Source organism: Cellulomonas biazotea, assembly GCF_004306155.1.
Classification (GTDB): domain Bacteria; phylum Actinomycetota; class Actinomycetes; order Actinomycetales; family Cellulomonadaceae; genus Cellulomonas; species Cellulomonas biazotea.
Genome location: NZ_BIMR01000023.1, coordinates 1 through 19,243 on the forward strand (window position 1 = coordinate 1; position 19,243 = coordinate 19,243).

Here is a 19,243-nt window from a genome sequence, read left to right on the forward strand (position 1 = left end):
GGGCTGGTCGCACGGTCGCGACCAGCCCCGCTCCTCCGCCCCGCTACTCGTAGCGCAGCGACGAGATGGGGTCCTGCTTCGCCGCGCGCAGCGCCGGGAGCGTGCCCGCGAGGAAGGCGACGGCCATCACGCCGATGATCACGGTCGCCACCGTCGCCGGCTCGAACAGGATCAGCGTCAGGCCGGGCAGGTCCGCCAGGATCGAGCCGGAGAGCGCCGCGCCCACGAGCTGCCCGACACCCATCGCGAGGAGGATGCCGATCACGCTCCCGAGGAAGCCGATCACGACCGCCTCGATGCTGAACAGCGAGAACACCCGAGCGCTCGACAACCCCATCGCCTTCATGAGGCCGACCTCGCGCGTCCGCTCCTGCACCGCCATGAACAGCGTGTTGATGATCCCGATCGACGCGGCCAGCAGCGCGATGATCGCGAACCCGTTGAGCACCAGGACGATCGTGTCGATGACCGACGTGATCGCACCGAGCTGGTCCTCGAGCGTGGTGCCGGTGAACCCCGCGTCGCTCAGGCGGTCCTTGAGCGCCTCGGTCACCTGCTCGCCGGCGTCGACGTCGAACCACACGGACGCCGAGGCGTACGTCGCACCCTGCCCCTCCGGCACACCCACCTGCTGGAGCGCGTACAACGCGGACACGGCGGCGCCGTTCGGGATGGCGCCCGCGGCGGACACCAGGCCGGGCTCGGCCACACCCACGATCTCGACGGTGGTGGTCACCTGCGTCCCCGAGCCGTCGGTCAACGCCAGGACGACACTCCGCCCGACGGCGTCACCCGCGTCGTCGAAGCCCAGCGGCTCGACGTAGCTGTCCGGGATCACCAGCTGCGGCGCGTCGGCGTCCATGTCGACCTGCTCACCCGCGGCGAGCTCGACCTCCATGCCCGGGACGAACTGCGACAGGGCGAGCTGGTACCGGGTGCCGTCGCCGTGCTGCACGTAGTCGAGCGTGACGTTCTCCGCCGGCTCGATGCGCTCGATGCCGTCGATCTGCTCGATCGCGTCGATGTCCTCCGCGGTGAGCGCGACCGCCGCCATGCCCGGGACGCCACCTCCGCCGGGGCCGCCGCCACCGGCGATCTGGTGGGGGTCGTACTCCGCGGGTCCGCTCCCCGGGGTCTGCTGCTCGACGGTCCTCGTCACGGTCATGACGTCGTCGACACCGACGGAGGCGACGGTGCTGCGCACGAAGTCGTTGATCCCGGCACCGATCCCGTTGGTGAGGGAGAGGGTGAACGCGCCGATGACGATCGCCAGGACCGTCAACGTGGTGCGGAGCTTGGATCGGAAGGCGTTGCGCAGCGCGCTCCGCACGATGTCCTGGGCCTTCATGCCGCCACCTTCCGGTCCTGGTCGAAGAGCCCGTCGCGGACGAAGATGCTGCGGTCGCACCGGGCTGCCAGGTCCTCGTCATGGGTGACCAGGACGAGCGTGATGCCCTGGCGTCGGTTGAGGTCGAAGAGGATGTCCTCGACATTCGCGCCCGTCGCCGAGTCGAGGTTCCCGGTGGGCTCGTCAGCGAAGATCACCCGAGGCTGGTTGATCAGCGCGCGGCTGATGACGACGCGCTGCTTCTGGCCGCCCGACAGGTCGTTCGCCTTGTTGCCGGCTTTGTCGGCCAGGTCGAGCTGCTCCAGCGCCGCCATGCCGCGACGGGCGCGCTCCCGCGCCGGCACGCCGGCGATCGTCAGGGGCAGCGTGACGTTCTCCAGCACGCTCGTGGAGGGCGTGAGGAAGAACTGCTGGAACACGAACCCGAACGACCGGTTCCGAATGCGGTTCAGCGCCTTCTCGCCGAGGCGCGAGGTCTCCGCGCCCTCGAGCGTGATCGACCCGGACGTCGGCCGGTCGAGCAGGGCGAGCAGGTGCATGAGGGTCGACTTGCCCGACCCGCTCTTGCCGACGATCGCGAGGGACTCGCCCTCGGCGATGTCGAGGTCGACGCCGCGCAGCGCCTCGAACGCCGCGCTCCCCGTCCCGTAGGTCTTGTGCAGGTCGCGCACAGAGAACAGTGGTGCTGTCATCGCCGTCCTTCGTCCCGTGTGATGGAAGGACTCCACCGTCGCCGTGGCACGCCCGGCGGGAATCCCCTCACGAGGTGCACCCCCGTACCCCAGCAGGGGTAGGCCGTGATCCCCCAGCCAGGGGACGTCCAGCGGCCGAGCGACGTGCATCATGGTTGCGGTGGAGAGGGGTCCGGACCGATGACGAGCCAGACCGACGGGTCAGCCGCACGTCGTCGACCACCGCAGTGGCTCGCCGACGTCGCCGTCACGGTGTTCGTCGTGCTGTCCGGTGCCGCGCCGCTGGGCAAGGGGCACGAGGTCGTCTGGTCGCGCGACGTCGTCCTGCTGAACCTCGTCGTCGCCGCGGTCCTCCTAGCACGGCGGCGCCTTCCCGAGCCCACGGTCCTCGCACTCGTGGCACTGAGTGTCCTGAGCGTCCCCCTCGGCCTGTTCAACCCCGGCCTGTCCGCCGCGTCTGCCATCGCGACGTACTCGGTGACGTTGCGCCTGCCACGCCGGGCGGGGCTGATCACCACGTTGGTCGTCGCCGTGGCGATGAGCGCGACGGCGCTGCTCGCCGGTGACACGGCCCCGCAGCACGCCCTCGCGGTCCTGCTCGGCGGGGCCATCGGCGACGCGATCCGCGCCCAGCGCGCGCACCTGGCCTCGATCACCGAACGGGCGGAGCGCGCCGAACGGACCCGTGAGGCCGTCGCGCGCCAGCGCGTCGCGGAGGACCGGCTCGGGATCGCCCGCGACCTGCACGACGTGGTCGCGCACCAGATCGCGGTCATCAACCTGCACGCCGGGGTCGCCTCCTCCGCCCTGCGTGAGCGTCCCGACGACGCGGAGGCCTCGCTGTCGATCATCCGGCAGGCGTCCCGGACCGTGCTCGCCGAGATCGGGGACCTGCTGTCGACCCTGCGAGACCCGGGTGCCGCGGACTCGGAGCCGACCGGCCTGGCACAGCTCGACGACGTCGTGCGTGACTTCGCCACCCACGGGCTGGACGTCACGGTGCGGTACGACGCCCCGACCGGCGACCTCCCGAGGGCGATCGACGTCACCGCGTTGCGGGTCGTCCAGGAGGGACTGACCAACGCGCACAAGCACGGCACCGGTGATCGAGCGCACGTCCTGCTGGAGACTCTGCCGCGGACGCTGCGTGTCACGATCACCAACCCGGTTCGCCCCGGAGCATCCGACCCGGCGCTCGGCAACCGTCAGGGTCTGATCGGCATGGCCGAACGGGTCGAGTCGGTCCGCGGCACGCTGCGGTACGGGCGCCTCGGGGCGGGGACGTGGGAGCTGGCGGCCGAGCTGCCGCTCGGGCCGGCACCCACCACCGTCCTCGCCCACAAGGAGCTGACGTGATCGGCGTCCTCGTGGTCGACGACCAGACCCTGATCCGGTCGGCGATCACCGACCTCGTCTCGCACGCCGACGGACTGACCGTCGCAGGGCAGGCCGCCGACGGGGAGGAGGCGGTCACACTCGCACGAGAGCGGCGTCCCGACGTCGTGCTCATGGACATCCGGATGCCCGGGACCGACGGGATCGCCGCGACCCGGGCCATCTGCTCCGACCCGGACCTGGCAGAGGTCCGGGTACTGGTGCTCACGACGTTCGAGGAGGACCGCTACATCGTCGGCGCACTGCGCGCCGGAGCCAGCGGGTTCATCGGCAAGGGATCGGAGCCGCACCGGATCATCGAGGCGATCCACGCGGTGCACGCCGGCGACGCCCTGCTGTCGCCGGTCGCCACCCGCGCCCTGATCGACCGGTACGTGACCCCGGTGGCCGGCCCCGGACCGGTTCCCCCGTCCCTCCAGCTCCTGACCGAACGGGAGGTCGAGGTGTTGGCTCAGGTCGGGGCCGGCCGGTCGAACGACCAGATCGCGGCGGTCCTCGTGATCTCGCCGCACACGGCCAAGACGCACGTCGCGCGGATCATGACGAAGCTCCACGCGCACGACCGGGCCCAGCTGGTCATCGCCGCGTACGAGAGCGGGCTCGTGCGGGCAGGCGGCGTGGGCCAGTAGCTCGCCCATCACGCACGGTGCCGTCCCGGGTCGGCGGGGCCGCGGTCGACCGTCGACGAATCACGCATCTGTACAGATTCATGGTTGCTCGTCGACAGAATGAATCTGGTAGGATTCATCACCATGGCCGAGCGAGATGAATCCCCACAGATTCGCTGGTACCGGGCGAGGACGAAGCTCGCGCTCGGTCAGGCGCTCCAGGCCCTCCGCCAGGGCGTCGGCGCCACCCAGGACGACCTGGCCTCCCGGGCCGGCACCTCCCGCCCCCACCTGTCGCGCGTCGAGCGCGGCACCAGCCCCCAGCTCGACACCCTCATGGCGTACGTCGACGTCTCGGGCTACGAGCTCCTCCTCGTACCCCGCGGGTCCGTCGTGCGTGTCGAGCCGCCTCGGTGACCGCCACGCTCCGGGTCTGGCTGCACGGTCAGCACCTCGCCGACCTCCACCAGCTCAACAACCGCACGCTGCGCCTCCGGTACACCGAGGAGGCTCTGGGGCGCTGGGGCATCGGCTCCCGACCGCTGTCCCTGTCGCTGCCGCTGACGCCCAAGCGGGTCCAGGGCGACGCGCTCGAGCGGTTCTGCGACAACCTCCTGCCCGAGGGCGCCGTGCGCGCCGTGCTCGAACGGGAGAACGGCGTACGCCCCGGCGACGCGTTCGGGCTCCTGACGCACATCGGACGCGAATGCGCCGGCGCCATCCAGTTCACCGCGGAAGACACACCGCTCGGCGAGGGCGGCCTGGTCCCCCTGAGCGCGGGCGACGTCGACACCCTCGTCCGCGACCTGCCGACGCACCACGTCCCCGACGGCCTCGCGGTGTCCGCCTCGCTGGGCGGGGTCCAGGACAAGGTGCTCCTCACGCGCACCCCCGACGGCTGGGCCTGGCCGTCGGACGGGGCGATCTCCACCCACCTCGTCAAGCCGCAACCTGTGTCCCCGCAGGTGCCGATCCCCGAGATCGTCCGGTACGAGCACTGGGCGCTGCGCCTGGCCCGGGCGTCCGGGCTTCGCGCCGCCCACGCCGAGCTCGCCTGGTTCGACGGCCGCCAGGCGCTGGTCGTCGAACGTTTCGACCGGGTCGACGGGCGGCGTCTCCACCAGGAGGACGTCACCCAGTCGCTGGGGCTCGCCGCTCGGGACAAGTACGAGTCGGCCGTCGGCGAGCGTCGGCTGTCGACCTTCGCGGCGCTCGCCGCGCCCGAGGCCGTCGACCCGGCCGGGCTCCTCGTCGACCTCCTGCGGCAGGTCACCTTCAACACGGCGATCGGCAACGGTGACGCCCACTCGAAGAACTACTCGATCCACATCGGCGAGGGCGCCACCGTCTCGATGTCGCCGCTGTACGACGTGGCGCCCGTCTTCCTGGTGGCCGCGACGTACCGGCACGCCGGCCACGCCGTGGACGAGCAGGTCTACCTGCCGTACCTGACCGCGGCACACCTCGTGTCCGAGGCGGTGCACTGGGGGCTGGGCAGGCAGGCCGCCGAGGAGGTCGTGGCCAGCACGCTGCAGTCGACGCTCGCCGCCGTCGAGGACCTCGGCGAGCCGGACGACGTCCCCGTCGCCGTCGGTGCCGCCGTGCACGCGCGCGTCAGAGGGCTCCTCGCCCGGGCCGGCTGAACCTCGCGCCTCGACCGGGCCACCCCGACCGTCTTCACGACCCCGCCCCGGCAGCCGCGCCTATCATCGCCACGTCCGTGAACGACGAGGGCCGGGCGACGGTGCCGGAGGTCGACGATGACGTCTGCAGCGCACGACGCGCGTCCGCACGTCGTCGTCGTGGGGTCCGGGTTCGGCGGGTCGGTCGCCGCGCTGCGGCTCTCCGAGAAGGGGTACCGCGTCACCGTCCTGGAGGCGGGGCGGCGCTTCACGCCCGAGACGCTGCCCCGGACGTCGTGGGACGTGCGGCGGTTCCTGTGGGCGCCGCGGCTCGGCTGCCACGGCATCCAGCGCATCCACGTGCTGCCCGACGTCGTCGTCCTCGCCGGTGCGGGCGTCGGCGGCGGCTCGCTCGTGTACGCGAACACGCTGTACGAGCCGGAGTCCGACGCGTTCTGGGACGACCCGCAGTGGGCGGGCATCACCGACTGGCGCGACGAGCTCGCGCCGCACTACGACCAGGCGCGCCGGATGCTCGGCGTGGTCGACAACCCGACGGTCACGCCCGCGGACCGGGTGGTCCTCGCGGCGGCGCGCGACCTCGGCGTGGAGTCGTCGTTCCGGCCCGCGCCCGTGGGCGTGGTGTTCGGGACGCCCGGGGCGGCCGTGCCTGACCCGTTCTTCGGCGGTGCCGGGCCGGAGCGCCGTGCCTGCACGGAGTGCGGCGAGTGCATGACGGGCTGCCGGCACGGCGCGAAGAACACGCTCGAGACGAACTACCTGTGGCTCGCCGAGCGCGCCGGCGCGCGCGTCGTGCCGGACACGACGGTCACGTCGCTGTCGCCGCTCGGCGACGGCCGCTGGTCCGTCGCGACGGTCCCGACCGGACGACGCGGGCCGCGCGGGCGGCTCGTCGCCGACCAGGTCGTCGTCGCCGCCGGTGCCTGGGGAACCCAGTCGCTGCTGCACCGGCTCAAGGCCGACGGGACCCTGCCCCGGCTGTCCGACCGCCTCGGGGCCCTCACCCGCACCAACTCGGAGTCGCTCGGCGGCGCGGCCCGACGCGTCCGCGGGAGCAGGCGGCGCGAGCCCCTGAACAGCGGCGTCGCGATCACGTCGTCGGTCTGGCTCGACGAGCGCACCCACCTGGAGCCCGTCCGGTACGGGCGCGGGTCGAACCTCATGGGCCTGCTCGCCACGGTGCTGACCGACGGGGGTGGTCGCGTCCCCCGACCCGTGCGCTGGCTCGGTCAGGTGCTGCGGCACCCGGTGAGCGCCGCGACCGTCCTCACCGGCATCGGGTCGTGGTCGCAGCGCACCGTCATCGGGCTCGTCATGCAGACCGGCGACTCGTCGATCACCGTCGCACCCCGCCGCACCCTGCTGCGCCGCTGGCGCCTGACGTCCAGGCCCGGCGACGGCGAGCCGAACCCGACGTGGGTCCCGCAGGCGAACGCCGCCTACCGCCGGATGGCCGCGCACGTCGGCGGCGGGGCGTTCAGCAGCCTCGGGGAGGTCGTCGACGTGCCGATGACCGCGCACTTCATCGGCGGCTGCACGATCGGCACGAGCGCCGCGGACGGCGTCGTCGACCCCTACCACCGGGTCTTCGGCTACGACGGCCTGCACGTCCTCGACGGCTCGACGATCTCCGCGAACCTCGGCGTCAACCCCTCCCTCACGATCACCGCCCAGGCGGAACGAGCGTGCGCGCTGTGGCCGAACGCGGGCGACCCGGACCCGCGCCCGGCCGTGGGCGAGGCGTACGTGCGGGTCGCGCCGGTGGCGCCTCGCACGCCCGCCGTCCCGGCCGGGGCGCGTGGGGCGCTCCGGCTGACGGTCCTGCGCCGCACCTCATGACCGGCCCGGAGGAGGACCTCGTGACGCGTTCGCGCCTCGACCCCGTGCACGTCGTCGACGTCTTCGTCTACGTCGTCGTGCTCAACCTGGCGATCCAGCTCGTGCCCGCGGTGATCAGCGAGACGTTCACGCTGTCGCTGCTGACCGCGCTGCTGCTCAAGCTCGTCCTCGAGGGCGTCACGTGGCTCAAGAAGCGCACCCTCGCGCACCTGCGGGCCGCGCAGACGACCGCGCGCCGGACGGTGTCGGCGCTCAGCCTCCTGCTGCTGCTCCCCGGGTCCAAGCTCGTGGTGCTCTACCTGGTCGACGTCCTGTTCGGCGACCGCGTGAGCCTGGGCGGGTTCTGGGCGGTCACGGCCCTGATCGTCGTCCTGATGCTGTGCCGGGCGGGGGTCCGACGTCTGCTGGCGTGACGCCGCCGTCGGTGCAGGGCGCCGAGCGGCCAGGACGTCAGTCGACCGCGTGCTCGTAGAGCCAGTCGTTGCGGGTGTCGTCCGCGGCCCGGCGCAGGAACAGCGGCATCATCGCGTCCCGGACGGCCACCCCGAGACGGCTCCGGGTGACCCGCTTCTGGGCGTTGATCGCGCGGGCGTACCGCACGACCGCCTCGGCGCGCGGCTGGCGCAGCTCCTGGTAGCGGGCGAACGCGGCGGTGTGGTCGGCCTCGTCACGCAGGCACCGGGCGAGGACCGCCGCGTCCTCGAGGGCGAGCGACGCGCCCTGGCCGGCGCTCGGGCTGGTCGCGTGCACCGCGTCGCCCACCGCGACGACGCGCCCCCGGCTCCAGCGCCGCACCCCGACGAGGTCGTCGATCGGGTACGGGCGCAGCTCCTCGGTCGTCGCCCGCAGGATGTCGGGCACCGGGTGCGGGTCGTCGGCGTGCAGGTCGCGCAGGTCGTCGAGGGTGACCGACGCGTGCCGGTCGGGGGCGGTGATGTTGGCGAACCAGTAGACGGTGCCGTCGGTGCGCACCAGGTAGCCGAAGAACGAGCGCGCCCCGAACACGAAGTGCTGGGTCTCGGGCGTCGGGGCCAGGCCGGGCACGCGGGCGAACCCGCCGACGCCGACCAGCCCGCTGTAGGTGGGCTCGGGAGCGGCCGGGTCGATGTACCGCCGGGTCGGGGAGCCGATGCCGTCCGCGCCGACGAGGAGGTCGGCCCGGGCAGTCGTCCCGTCCGCGAACGTGGCGCGCACCCCGTCGTCGTCCTGGTCGATCCCCACCAGGCGCGCGCCGAGCGTGGTGCGGATGCCGGCCGCGTCGGACCCCTCCTGCAGCACCTGGTGCAACCAGCTGCGCCGGACGACGACGCTCCCTCGCTCCGGCTCCCGTGCGGGCCCGTTGGGCACGACGCCCAGCTCCTTGCCGGTCCGGCTCCACATCACCATCCGGCCGGCCCGGTGGCCGTCGGCCAGGAGCCGCTCGCGCAGGCCGAGCGTCTGGAGGACGGCCAGGCCGTTGGTGGCGACGTTGAGGAACAGCCCGGCGTACGGGTCGGGCTGCGCGTGCGCCTCGACGACCTGCACGTCCCAGCCGTCGCGGGCCAGGAGCTGTGCGACCGCCGGGCCGGCGACGCCGCCTCCGACGACGAGTGCTGCGGGCATGGTCTCCCCCTTGCTAGCGTGGATGAGCGAGACTCTCGTTCGTGGAGTCTCTCGCAATTCGAGAGAGTAGGTCGCGGATGGGAACCCTGTCAACGCGCGAGCAGTCGATCGCGCGCATGGCCGACGTCATGCGCGACTTCATGGCCAACGCCGTGCTGTTCCAGGACGCGGTCGCGCGCACCGGAGGGCTCAACAGCACCGACCTGCAGGCCGTGAGCCTCCTCATGAGCCAGGGCCCCGCGACCCCGGGCGAGCTTGCCGAACGCACCGGCCTCAGCGCGGGAGGGGCGATCACCGCGGTCATCGACCGCCTGGAGAAGGCCGGGTACGTGTCCCGCCAGCGGGACCAGGCCGACCGGCGCCGCGTCATCGTCACCGCCGACGTGGACAAGGTCCTGCAGGAGGTCGGCCCGATCTACGGCCGCGTCGGAGCCCGCTGGGCGGAGTACCTGGACACGCTGCCCGACGAGCACATCGAGCTCGCCATCGAGCTCTTCACGCGCGCCAGCGAGATCAACCGCGAGCAGATCGAGCACCTGCGGGGCGCCCGATGACCGACGTCACGCGCGCCGGTCGGACCCCGACCGCGGATGACGTCCCGGTCGACACCCTCGCCTGACCACCGTCGGGCACCAGGACCCACCCGACGAGGGCGCCCTCCGGAGGTCGGCCCCCTCATCGGCAGCGGTGTCAGTTCGTCTCGCAGCGCCCCTCGCGCCAGTACCCCATGAACGCGACGGCCTTGCGGTCGACGCCGCACTCGCTCACCAGGTGGCGGCGCAGGCTCTTGATGACGGACGCCTCGCCGGCGAGCCACGCGTACATCGCGGCGGACTCCCGCAGGGGTGCGCCGGTCGTGTAGTCGACGGGCACCTCCCACAGGAGGCCGTTCTCGATGTCGACGTCCTCGAGCTCGACGTCGGCGGCGGGCGCCTGGCCGGGCAGCATGCGGGCGCACGCGGCCTGGACGGCGGGGACGAGCAGGGAGCCGTGCGGGCGGTCGCCGCGGCCGTACCAGCGGACGGTCACGCCCTCGGGGGCGACCAGGTCGAGGCGGTCCTCGGGGTGCGGCATCTCGATGAGGGCCTCGCCGCGCGCGTCGGCGGGGAGCCGCTCGAGGATGCCGGCGATGGCGGGCAGGGCCGTCTCGTCGCCGGCGATGAGCAGGCGGTCGGCGTGGGCCGGGGGCACGAAGTCGACGCCGCCGTGCGGGCCGACGGCGTCGGCGTTGGGGCCGAGGATGACGAGCTCGTCGCCGGGGACGGCGGAGCCCGCCCAGCGGGAGGCGGGGCCGAGGTCGCCGTGCAGGACGACGTCGACGTCGAGCTCGCGGTGGTGCTGGCGGACGGCGCGCGCGGTGTACGTGCGGACGGGGTGGCGGCGCTCGTCGGGAAGGGCGCGCCAGCGGCCGTACCAGTCGGCGGACCCGTCGAGGGAGAGCAGCTCGTCGTAGCCGGCGTCGTGCAGCGGCAGGAAGAACTTGATGCGCTGGTCGAAGCCGTTGTCCGCGAACCGGTCGAGGTCGTCCCCGGTGAAGGTGATCCGCAGGACGCTCGGGCACAGGCGCTGCACGTCGGCGACCTGGACCGCGAACATGCGGAACGGCAGGGCCTGCGTCGCGGCGACGGGTGCGGGCGTCGTCGTGGTCGTCGTCACGTCGAGCAGCCTACGTGAAGGTGAGCCTTGCCTAAACCCAGGTGTTCGTCACACGGACACCTGGGCACCGCGACCGCGGTCAGGCAGAGCGGCGCGAGCGCCACAGCAGCCACACGAAGTACGGGGCTCCGATGAGCGCCGTGACCAGCCCGGCGGGGATCTGGACGGGCGCGATGACGGTGCGGCCGACCGTGTCGGCCAGGCTCAGGATGACGGCGCCGAGCAGCGCCGCGACGGGCACGACGCGCGTGTGCGACGACCCGACGAGCGCGCGCGCCAGGTGCGGGGCGACGAGCCCGACGAACCCAACGACACCGACGGCGGACACGGCCGACGCGGTGAGCAGGGCCGTGACGAGCAGCAGCCCGAACCGGGTGCGCTCGAGCGGGACGCCGAGGACGCGCGGCAGGTCGTCGTCGAGGGCGATGACGTCGAGGTCGCGCCGCCACCGCACGAGCAGCGGCACGAGGACGACGAGCGCGACCATGACGGGCCACACCTGCGCCATCGTCCGGCCGTACGTGGAGCCCGACAGGAACGTCAGGGCCATCGTCGTGTTCCACGGGTTCGTCAGGACGACGAGGAGCGTGATGACCGCGGACGCCGCGGCCGACACCCCGATGCCGACGAGGACGAGCCGGTCGGACGACAGGCCGCGCCGCGACGACAGCCCGTAGACCAGGCCGAACGTCAGCAGGGCGCCGAGGACGGCACCGGCGGACACGACCCAGATCGTCGCGCCGGGCAGCAGGACGAGCGCGAGGACCGCGCCGACGCCGGCCCCGGCGGTGATGCCGAGCAGCCCGGGCTCGGCGAGCGGGTTGCGGGCGACGGCCTGCACGGACGTGCCCGCGAGGCCCAGCGCGGCCCCGGCGAGCAGGGCTGCCAGGACGCGGGGCATGCGCTGGTCGAGCACGAAGCTCACCTGCTTGCCGCTCACGCCCGCGAGCCAGTTCGTGACGTCGCCGAGCAGCAGCAGCCGGTCGCCGAGCAGCGTGCCCGCGACGAGCAGCGTGACGGCGAGGACCGCGAGGACCCCGACGACGATCCCGACGCGACGCCGCGACGCCGCGCGCGCCCCGACGGACGCGGTCGCGCGGACCGGGCCGGACGCGCGCAGCCTCCGCGCGAGCCACACCATGAGCGACGCACCGAGCAGCGTCGTGACGACCCCGGTCGGGATCATCACGCCCGACTCGGCGGGGATCGCGAGGCGGATGAGGACGTCGGCGGCGAGGACCACGGCGCAGCCCGCGAGCGCCGCGAACGGCAGCAGCAGCCGGTGCCGGTACAGCCCGGGCACACGTGCGGCGACGAGGCGGGCGATGACGGGCGCCGACAGGCCGACGAAGCCGACGGGCCCGGCGACCGTCACGGCCAGCGCGGCGAGCAGGACCGCGAGCAGGACGGTGACGAGGCGCGTGCGGCGGACGTCGAGCCCCAGCACGGACGCGGTGTCGTCGCCGAGGGCCAGCACGTCGAGACGACGCGCCCACCAGACGGTCACGACGAGCGCGACGAGGACGACGGGTGCGGCCTGGCTGACCTTCTGCGACCCGGACTGGACGATCGTGCCCTCGCCCCACGCGAACATGCCCTGCGTCTCCTGCGCGAACAGGATCATCAGCAGGTACGTCACGGACGACAGCGCGAGCATCGTCGCGGACCCCGCGAGCACGAGCCGCGACGGCCCGGCCGCACCGCCGCGTGCGATGGCCAGCACGAACGTGGCGGCCGCGAGACCGCCGAGGAACGTCAGGGTGCCGCTCAGCACGAACGGCAGCGAGATGCCGAGGACGGCCGCCAGGACGACCGTCACGTACGCGCCCGCGTTGACCGCGAGCGTGTCGGGCGAGGCGAGCGGGTTGCGCGCCACCGACTGCAGCGCACCGCCCGACACCCCGAGCGCAGCCCCGACGAGCAGGCCGGCCAGCACCCGCGGCGCGCGCGACGCGACCAGGACCGCGAGGGTCTGGTCGTCACCGCCGCCGCCGATGAGGCCCAGCAGGTCGCGCAGACCGACCTGGGACGTGCCCAGGGTCAGGTCGACGACCGCCAGCACGGCGACCAGGACGGTCGCCAGGACGAACACCGCCGTGAGCAGCACGCGGTCCGCCGGGCGGCGGACGGCGGCCGCAGCCGTCGTCGCACCGCCCGGCCGCGCGCCCGCGGGGGCGTCGACCTGCTCGTCGAGGCCGAGGCTCACTTGGTGAGCGCGGCGACCGTCGCGTCGATCCACGCCTCGCCCGAGGCAGGACCGCCGAACATCCAGATGCCGTCGGGCAGGCGGTGCACGTCACCCGCGGCGACGAACGGGAGCTGCTCCCAGATCGCGTTGCCCGCGAGACCCTCGGTGAACGCGTCGCCGCCGTCGGTGTCGTTCGCGACGTAGAGGAAGTGCACGCCCTCGCCGAGCGCCGTCAGGCCCTCGACGTCGGTGCTGCCCAGGCCGTAGTCGGGGTCGCCCTCGCCGGTCCAGGCGTTCTTCAGGCCGAGCAGGCCCGCGATGCCGCCCAGGTACGAGCCCTCGGTGTACATGCGGATCGACACGGCGCCGTCCGACAGCCAGCCGTCGGCCATCGTGTACGACGCGCCGGCCAGGCCGGCCTCGTCGAGCGCGGCCTTCGCCTCGTCGACCTTCGCGTCGAAGTCGGCGAGCGCCTGCTCGCCGGCCTCGGTCGTGCCGGTCGCCTCGCCGAGGACCTCGACGGTGCGGCGCATGTGGCCGATCGGGTCGCTCGCGTCGGAGCCGCGCAGCGCGATGACGGGGACCTGCTCCTCGAGCTGCGCGATGACCTCCTCCGGGAGGTCGGTCGTGGTGACGACCAGGTCCGCGTCGAGCGCGGCGATCGCGTCGAGGCTCGGCTCACCACGCATGCCGACGTCCGGCACGGACGCGTCGAGCGGCTCGGCCGTGGCCCACACGTTGTAGCCCTTGACGTCGGCCTGGCCGACGGGCGTGACGCCGAGCGTCAGCAGGTTCTCCGTGAGGCCCCACTCGAGGGAGACGACGTCCGTCGCGGGGGCGTCGAGCGTGACCTCCTCGCCGCGGTCGTCGGTGATGGTGACGGGGCCGCCGGCCGCGGTGTCGGCCGAGCCGGTGGGCTCGGCGGCGCCGGCCTCCTCGGTCGTGCCGCACGCGGACAGCAGCAGGGCGGCGACGGTGCCCGTCACGACGGCGACGGGCAGGGCGCGCAGGGTTCGCATGGGTGTCCTCTGGGGTGTGGTGGTGCGCTCCGCGGGGGCGGAGCTGACGGCGGTGCTGCGGGGCGGTGCGGTTCGGGGGTCAGACGGTCGCGAGCGTCCGCTCGCGGTGCGAGTGCCGGCCGACGGGTCGCGTGTGCACGCGGCCGTGCTCGTCGACGGTCACGTCGATGCGGATGCCGTACGTCTCGGTGAGCGCGTCGGCGGTGAGCACCTCGTGCGGCAGGCCCGCGCCGACGACGTCCCCGCGGCGCAGCAGCACCACGTGGTCGGCGACGGCCGCGGCCTGGTCGAGGTCGTGCAGCACGACGCCCACGGCGACGCCGTGCTCGTCGGCGAGGTCGCGGACCAGGTCGAGGATCTCCACCTGGTAGCGCAGGTCGAGGTACGTCGTGGGCTCGTCGAGCAGCAGGACGCGCGTGTCCTGCGCGAGGCAGGTCGCGAGCCAGACGCGCTGGAGCTCGCCGCCCGACAGCTCGTCGACGGGCCGTGCCGCCATGCCCGTGGTGCCCGTGACGTCCATGGCCCACGCGACGGCGCGGGGGCCGTCGGGGTCGTCCTGGCGCCAGCGGCCGCGGTAGGGGTGCCGCCCGTAGCCGACGACGTCGCGCACGGCGACACCGGACGGGGTGGGCCGGGACTGCGACAGGAGCGTCACGCGCCGCGCGAACTCGGGGGCGGACAGCGTGCGGACGTCGTCCACGTCGGGCAGCGCGACGGTGCCGTGCTCGGGCTTGTGCAGCCGGGCGAGCGCGCGCAGGAGCGTCGACTTGCCGGAGCCGTTGGGGCCGATGAGCGCGGTGACCTGGCCGGGCAGGAGCCGCAGGCCCGCGCTGTCGACCACGACCGTGCCGTGGTAGGCCAGGCGGAGGTCGGCGCCGCGGAGCGCGGGCGGGGCCGGCTGCGCGGTGCTGTCGTCGGACGAGGGCGTCGGGGACACATGCGCAGGTTAGCCTGCACTAACTAAGGGTTGGCAAACCTGGCTCATCCCGTGAGCTGCCGACGACCAGCGCCCGGACCCGCCCGCGCCGCGAGGACCCCGCGTCGTCGCAGGTCAGGCCACGGTCGTCCCGAACGCGAGCCCCAGCCCGTACGTCACCGCCGCAGCCCCGTACCCGATCGCGAGCTGCCGCAGCGCCCGCTTGCCCGGCGACGCCCCCGACAGCACCCCGACCGTCGCACCCGTGCCCAGCAGCGCGAGCCCGACGAGCGCCGCCGCCCACGCGACCGCGACCAGCCCGTCCGCACCCAGCAGGTACGGCAGCACGGGGATCGCCGCGCCCGACGAGAAGAAGCAGAAGCTCGCCAGCGCCGCGCCCCACGCCGTGCCGACCGTCTCGTGCTCGTCGACCTCGACGACCGCGTCTTCGTCGCCCTCGCCCGCCGCGACCGCGAGCGCCTGCCGCGCCGCCGACGACGTCCCGGTCCCGACGCCACCGGGACCGAACGACGCCAGCACGGCCGTCGCGCGCGCCTGCGCCTCGTCGGCCTCCAGCCCCCGCGCCCGGTAGACCAGCGCGAGCTCGTTCGCGTCGACGTCCAGGTGCGGCAGGGCCGCCGCCGCCGCCGGACCGGGCCGCGACGCCTCCAGCAGCTCGCGCTGCGAGCGCACCGACACGTACTCGCCGGCCCCCATCGACAGCGCACCCGCGAGCAGCCCCGCGAGCCCTGTCAGCAGGACCGTGGCCTGCGACGCACCGCTCGCGCCGATGCCCAGCACCAGCGCCAGGTTGCTCACCAGGCCGTCGTTCGCCCCGAACACCGCCGCGCGGAACGTCCCCGACATGCGGTTGCGGCCCCGCGTCGCCAGGCCGCGCACGACCTCCTCGTGGATGCGCTCGTCGGCCGCCATCCGCGGCGTCGCGTCGACCTCGTCCACGTACTCGCCGCGGGCCTCCGCGCGCTGCGCGAGCGCCAGCACGAACACCGACCCGAACCGTCGGGCCAGCCACCCCAGCACGCGCGTGCGGACGTCGCCCCGCACCGGGCGCCCCACGTCGTCGCCCAGCAGGTCCAGCCAGTGCTGCTCGTGCCGCCGCTCCGCCTCCGCGAGCGCCAGCAGGATCGCCCGCTCCTCGCCCGTACGACGCGACGCGAGGTCCCGGTAGGCCGCCGCCTCCGCGCGCTCGTCGGCCAGGTACTGCCGCCACCTGCGGACCTGCCGCCGCGACGGGCCGCCCGGCGCAGCCGCCGACCGGTCGCCCGGGGCGTCGTCGGCGGGGCCCGTCGATGTCTGCACGGCGACCATGCTCACACGCACGACGGCGCCGGTCCGTCCCGAGGGCCGAGTTCGAGTTGCCGAATCGTCGGATGTGCATGACCGTGGCGTGGTCCGCCAGAATCGGACCACCCCGACGAGGTCCGGCAGGAGGCCCCGAATGCGTGCCGAGACGTCCGTCGCACCCGCCCTCTCCGCGGTCGCCCCCGCGCGGCGTTGGGCGCGCGAGCGGCTCGTCGAGGCCGGCGTCGAGCCGTCCCGGCTCGAGGTCCTCGTGCTGCTGGTCAGCGAGCTGGTCACCAACGCCGTCGCCCACGCCGACCCGCCCGTCGTCCTGCGCGTCGACGTCGACGACGTCCGGACCCGCATCGAGGTCACCGACGGCGCCCGCGAGGAGCCGGTGCTGCGCAACCCGCCGCCGACCGCGCTCGGCGGCCGCGGCGTCATGTTCATCGACCGCCTGTCGTCGAGCTGGGGCACCGCGGTCGAGGAGGACGGCGTCGCCGTCAAGGCCGTGTGGTTCGAGCTGCGGCACGACCACGTGCCGGCCGACCTCGCGCGGTTCGTCCGCGAACCGTGACCGTCGGCGACGGTCAGCGAGCGTCAGCCGAGGCCGGTCCCGGCGCCTGAGGTCGCGGTCGCGGCCGGGATCGGCAGCGGCGACTTGCCCGTGAGGTCGGCGACCTCGGGACCGGCCGACGCCGCGACGTGGTCCGGCACGCCACGGTCGGAGAACACCAGGTCGCACCGCTCGCCCAGGCGCTCGAGCCGCAGCGCCCGGTCGAGGCGGGCGTCCGCCTCCGGACCGGGTCGCAGCGGGAACGCCACCCCCCGGACGACGTCCTCGCCGTGCACGTCCCGGCGCGTCAGCACCCGGCCCCCGGGACCTGCGTCGCCCGCCGGCACAGCGTCTCCGGCGACCTCCAGCCGCACCGCGGGCGCCGGCAGCACGTCCGGGTCGAGCCGCACGTACCGGAACGGGTCCGCGAGCGCCGCCGGGTCCGCGAGCAGCACTCCGACGACCTGCCGCTGCTGCGCCCGGACGTCGTCCAGCACCTCCGCGACCAGGTCGGGGACGGCCGCGTCCCCGCCGAAGGACGCAGCGACCAGCCGGTACTGGTCTACGCCGCGGTCCGCCCGGTCCAGCAGGTCCGTCAGGGCGTGCCGCCACGGGGTGACCCCCGCGCGCTCGTCCCAGTAGTCCCACGCCGCGGACGGGTCACGGTCGCCGTCGCTCGCGTCGACCCAGCCCGGGTCCGACGGGTCGTCGACCACCTCGGACACCAGGTGCTCCAGCCGGACCGACGGGCACGACGTCGGACCCTCCAGGTCGTAGCTGCCGAGCAGGCACCACAGCGCGAGCTGCTGCATGCGCACCACGACCCGCGGCAGCCCGACGGACTCGACGGTGCCCTGCGGGCCGCCCAGCATCGAGCCGACCGGCAGCAGACGCTGCCACGCCCGCGCGTGCGGCAGGTCCGAGTCGAGCAGGAAGCCCGCGAACGCCAGCATCTGCGCGACGCCCTGGCCGCGGTGGATCGCCGCGAGCTGCGTCGAGAGGGCCGACACCTCGTGCACCAGCGTCGGGCTGGTCGTCGCCGCGAACGGGCCGAACCCCACGACGAGCTGCTCCAGGCGCGCGTACGCCATCGCCGTGGACTCCGCGAACAGCGCGAACTGCTTGTCGGCGCCGAGGTGCCCCACCGGCGTCGCACCGTGCCGCGCGGCGAGCGTGCTGTCGACGACCTGCGCGCGCGTCCGCACCGGCAGCGGCGGCGGGACCGCGTCGACGCCGAGGTCCGCACGCCAGCCCGCGAGCACCCGCTCCCGCTCGTCGTGCGCGGTCGCGAGCCACGTCACCAGCGGCGTCGGCAGGCACGTGCCCGGCACCTCCCGCGCGAGGGGGAAGAGCTGCGCCCCGTCGGCGAGGGCCTGCAGCCGCAGCCGGAAGACGCGGTGGCTGTACGGGCTGACGAGGAAGTCGTGGAAGTGCCGGACCGCGTGCTCGGGCGTCGAGCGCCGCACGATCGAGCGCAGGTCGTCGCCGCCCGGGCCCGCACCCGTGCCGTCGGTGAACGTCCGTCTCGCCTCGCGCAGGTCGTCGACCGACCCGAACGCCAGCGAGACCCCGACGAAGCGCGGGTCCAGCACGCCGTCCTCGCGCGGTCCGTCGCCGGGCGTGCTCATGCGGCTCCGTCCCGGGTCCCCACGGCCGTGGTCGCGCCACGCACCCGACCACCCCCTCGGGCAGCGCCCCGACCCGTCGGCCGAGCCCCCCGCTGCGCCCGTACCAGCGTCGCACCGGCCCGGACCGCTGTCGACCGGGTCGTCCCACGGCCCCCGGACCGTCAGGATGGGCGCATGCCGGAGCCCACCACCGCCCGCGTCGCCGTCTACATCGACTTCGACAACATCGTCATCTCCCGGTACGACCAGACGTTCCGGCGAGGCGACTGGGCCCGCGACAGCGCCCGCACGCGCCGCATGGACGCCACGTCCGACGACCCCGTCGCACAGCGGCTCGCGCAGGCACGCGTCGACGTCGGCGCGATCCTCGACTACGCCTCGTCGTTCGGGCCCGTCGTCGTCAGCCGCGCCTACGCCGACTGGTCCGTGCCCGCCAACGCCGGGTACCAGCGGCAGCTCGTCGACCGGGCCGTCGACCTCACGCAGCTGTTCCCCGTGACCGCGGGCGTGAAGAACGGCGCCGACATCCGGCTGTCCGTCGACGTCGTCGAGGACCTGTTCCGCCTGCCCGACGTCACGCACGTCGTCGTCGTCGCGGGTGACTCGGACTACATCGCCCTCGCGCAGCGCGCCAAGCGCCTCGGCCGGTACGTCGTCGGGATCGGCGTCGCCGGCGCGACGAGCCGTGCGCTCATGGCGGCGTGCGACGAGTTCTCCGACTACGACGACCTGCTCGACGCGTCGGCGACGGACGACGCGGACGAGGACGACGTCGCCGAGCCGCCCGCGGTGGCGGCACCCGCCGGGTCCACCGCGCCGGTGGCCGGGGCAGGGCGCGGCCGAGGCGCGGG

General features: G+C 74.1%; 18 protein-coding genes. 9 read left to right on the top strand and 9 right to left on the bottom strand.

Annotated elements, in window-relative coordinates; all coding sequences use genetic code 11:
• Positions 1 to 43: 43 nt before the first annotated feature.
• Both CBZ_RS02460 and CBZ_RS02465 read right to left on the bottom strand, forming a co-directional pair.
• Positions 44 to 1,348: an ABC transporter permease gene (locus CBZ_RS02460; RefSeq protein WP_130780023.1), complete on the bottom strand. Its 1,305-nt coding sequence runs from the start codon at positions 1,346 to 1,348 to the stop codon at positions 44 to 46.
• The gene (locus tag CBZ_RS02465) at positions 1,345 to 2,040 is read right to left on the bottom strand and encodes an ABC transporter ATP-binding protein (protein WP_130780024.1); all 696 of its coding nucleotides are present in this window, start codon (positions 2,038 to 2,040) and stop codon (positions 1,345 to 1,347) included. The genes CBZ_RS02460 and CBZ_RS02465 overlap by 4 nt, the downstream gene beginning before the upstream one ends.
• Before the next feature lie 180 nt (positions 2,041 to 2,220).
• Between CBZ_RS02465 and CBZ_RS02470 the strand changes: the two genes are divergently transcribed.
• From CBZ_RS02470 to CBZ_RS02495, 6 genes are all read left to right on the top strand, one after another.
• Positions 2,221 to 3,396 carry a sensor histidine kinase gene (locus tag CBZ_RS02470; RefSeq protein WP_130780025.1) on the top strand — a complete coding sequence of 392 codons (1,176 nt, stop codon included), beginning with the start codon at positions 2,221 to 2,223 and terminating at the stop codon, positions 3,394 to 3,396.
• A complete protein-coding gene (locus CBZ_RS02475; protein WP_130780026.1) occupies positions 3,393 to 4,064 on the top strand; it encodes a response regulator transcription factor in 672 nt (223 codons plus the stop codon). Before CBZ_RS02470 ends, CBZ_RS02475 begins: the two co-directional genes overlap by 4 nt.
• Positions 4,065 to 4,163: 99 nt before the next feature.
• On the top strand, positions 4,164 to 4,460 hold the full coding sequence (locus CBZ_RS02480; RefSeq protein WP_130780027.1) for a helix-turn-helix domain-containing protein: 297 nt from the start codon (positions 4,164 to 4,166) through the stop codon (positions 4,458 to 4,460).
• Positions 4,457 to 5,686, top strand: coding sequence for a type II toxin-antitoxin system HipA family toxin (locus CBZ_RS02485; RefSeq protein WP_130780028.1), 1,230 nt, complete (start codon positions 4,457 to 4,459; stop codon positions 5,684 to 5,686). Before CBZ_RS02480 ends, CBZ_RS02485 begins: the two co-directional genes overlap by 4 nt.
• Positions 5,687 to 5,803: 117 nt before the next feature.
• Positions 5,804 to 7,525 (top strand): GMC family oxidoreductase, encoded by a 1,722-nt coding sequence (locus CBZ_RS02490; RefSeq protein ID WP_130780029.1) that lies wholly within the window; start codon positions 5,804 to 5,806, stop codon positions 7,523 to 7,525.
• A 20-nt stretch (positions 7,526 to 7,545) separates the two neighbouring features.
• Positions 7,546 to 7,938 (top strand): hypothetical protein, encoded by a 393-nt coding sequence (locus CBZ_RS02495; RefSeq protein WP_246012978.1) that lies wholly within the window; start codon positions 7,546 to 7,548, stop codon positions 7,936 to 7,938.
• Positions 7,939 to 7,975: 37 nt separating this feature from the next.
• Here CBZ_RS02495 and CBZ_RS02500 read toward each other — a convergent pair whose 3' ends face one another.
• Positions 7,976 to 9,127 (bottom strand): FAD-dependent monooxygenase, encoded by a 1,152-nt coding sequence (locus tag CBZ_RS02500; RefSeq protein ID WP_130780031.1) that lies wholly within the window; start codon positions 9,125 to 9,127, stop codon positions 7,976 to 7,978.
• A gap of 77 nt (positions 9,128 to 9,204) precedes the next feature.
• On the opposite strand from CBZ_RS02500, the gene CBZ_RS02505 reads away from it, so the two are divergent.
• A complete protein-coding gene (locus CBZ_RS02505; RefSeq protein ID WP_130780032.1) occupies positions 9,205 to 9,681 on the top strand; it encodes a MarR family winged helix-turn-helix transcriptional regulator in 477 nt (158 codons plus the stop codon).
• 136 nt (positions 9,682 to 9,817) lie between these two features.
• Here CBZ_RS02505 and CBZ_RS02510 read toward each other — a convergent pair whose 3' ends face one another.
• The 5 genes from CBZ_RS02510 to CBZ_RS02530 form a co-directional block, all read right to left on the bottom strand.
• The gene (locus CBZ_RS02510) at positions 9,818 to 10,783 is read right to left on the bottom strand and encodes a siderophore-interacting protein (protein WP_130780033.1); all 966 of its coding nucleotides are present in this window, start codon (positions 10,781 to 10,783) and stop codon (positions 9,818 to 9,820) included.
• A 79-nt stretch (positions 10,784 to 10,862) separates the two neighbouring features.
• Positions 10,863 to 12,989: an iron ABC transporter permease gene (locus CBZ_RS02515; protein WP_130780034.1), complete on the bottom strand. Its 2,127-nt coding sequence runs from the start codon at positions 12,987 to 12,989 to the stop codon at positions 10,863 to 10,865.
• Complete coding sequence (locus CBZ_RS02520; protein WP_130780035.1) at positions 12,986 to 13,990, bottom strand: ABC transporter substrate-binding protein; 1,005 nt, start codon at positions 13,988 to 13,990, stop codon at positions 12,986 to 12,988. Before CBZ_RS02520 ends, CBZ_RS02515 begins: the two co-directional genes overlap by 4 nt.
• A 79-nt stretch (positions 13,991 to 14,069) precedes the next feature.
• Positions 14,070 to 14,927 (bottom strand): ABC transporter ATP-binding protein, encoded by an 858-nt coding sequence (locus CBZ_RS02525; protein WP_373862133.1) that lies wholly within the window; start codon positions 14,925 to 14,927, stop codon positions 14,070 to 14,072.
• A 114-nt stretch (positions 14,928 to 15,041) separates the two neighbouring features.
• Positions 15,042 to 16,124 carry a VIT1/CCC1 transporter family protein gene (locus CBZ_RS02530; RefSeq protein WP_246012981.1) on the bottom strand — a complete coding sequence of 361 codons (1,083 nt, stop codon included), beginning with the start codon at positions 16,122 to 16,124 and terminating at the stop codon, positions 15,042 to 15,044.
• 241 nt (positions 16,125 to 16,365) lie between these two features.
• Between CBZ_RS02530 and CBZ_RS02535 the strand changes: the two genes are divergently transcribed.
• Positions 16,366 to 16,785 carry an ATP-binding protein gene (locus tag CBZ_RS02535; protein WP_130780037.1) on the top strand — a complete coding sequence of 140 codons (420 nt, stop codon included), beginning with the start codon at positions 16,366 to 16,368 and terminating at the stop codon, positions 16,783 to 16,785.
• A gap of 23 nt (positions 16,786 to 16,808) precedes the next feature.
• On the opposite strand, the gene CBZ_RS02540 is transcribed toward CBZ_RS02535, so the two are convergent.
• Complete coding sequence (locus tag CBZ_RS02540; RefSeq protein ID WP_130780038.1) at positions 16,809 to 18,392, bottom strand: hypothetical protein; 1,584 nt, start codon at positions 18,390 to 18,392, stop codon at positions 16,809 to 16,811.
• A gap of 174 nt (positions 18,393 to 18,566) precedes the next feature.
• Between CBZ_RS02540 and CBZ_RS02545 the strand changes: the two genes are divergently transcribed.
• Positions 18,567 to 19,243 (top strand): NYN domain-containing protein (locus CBZ_RS02545; RefSeq protein WP_246012979.1); only part of this gene is annotated, 677 nt, incomplete at its 3' end.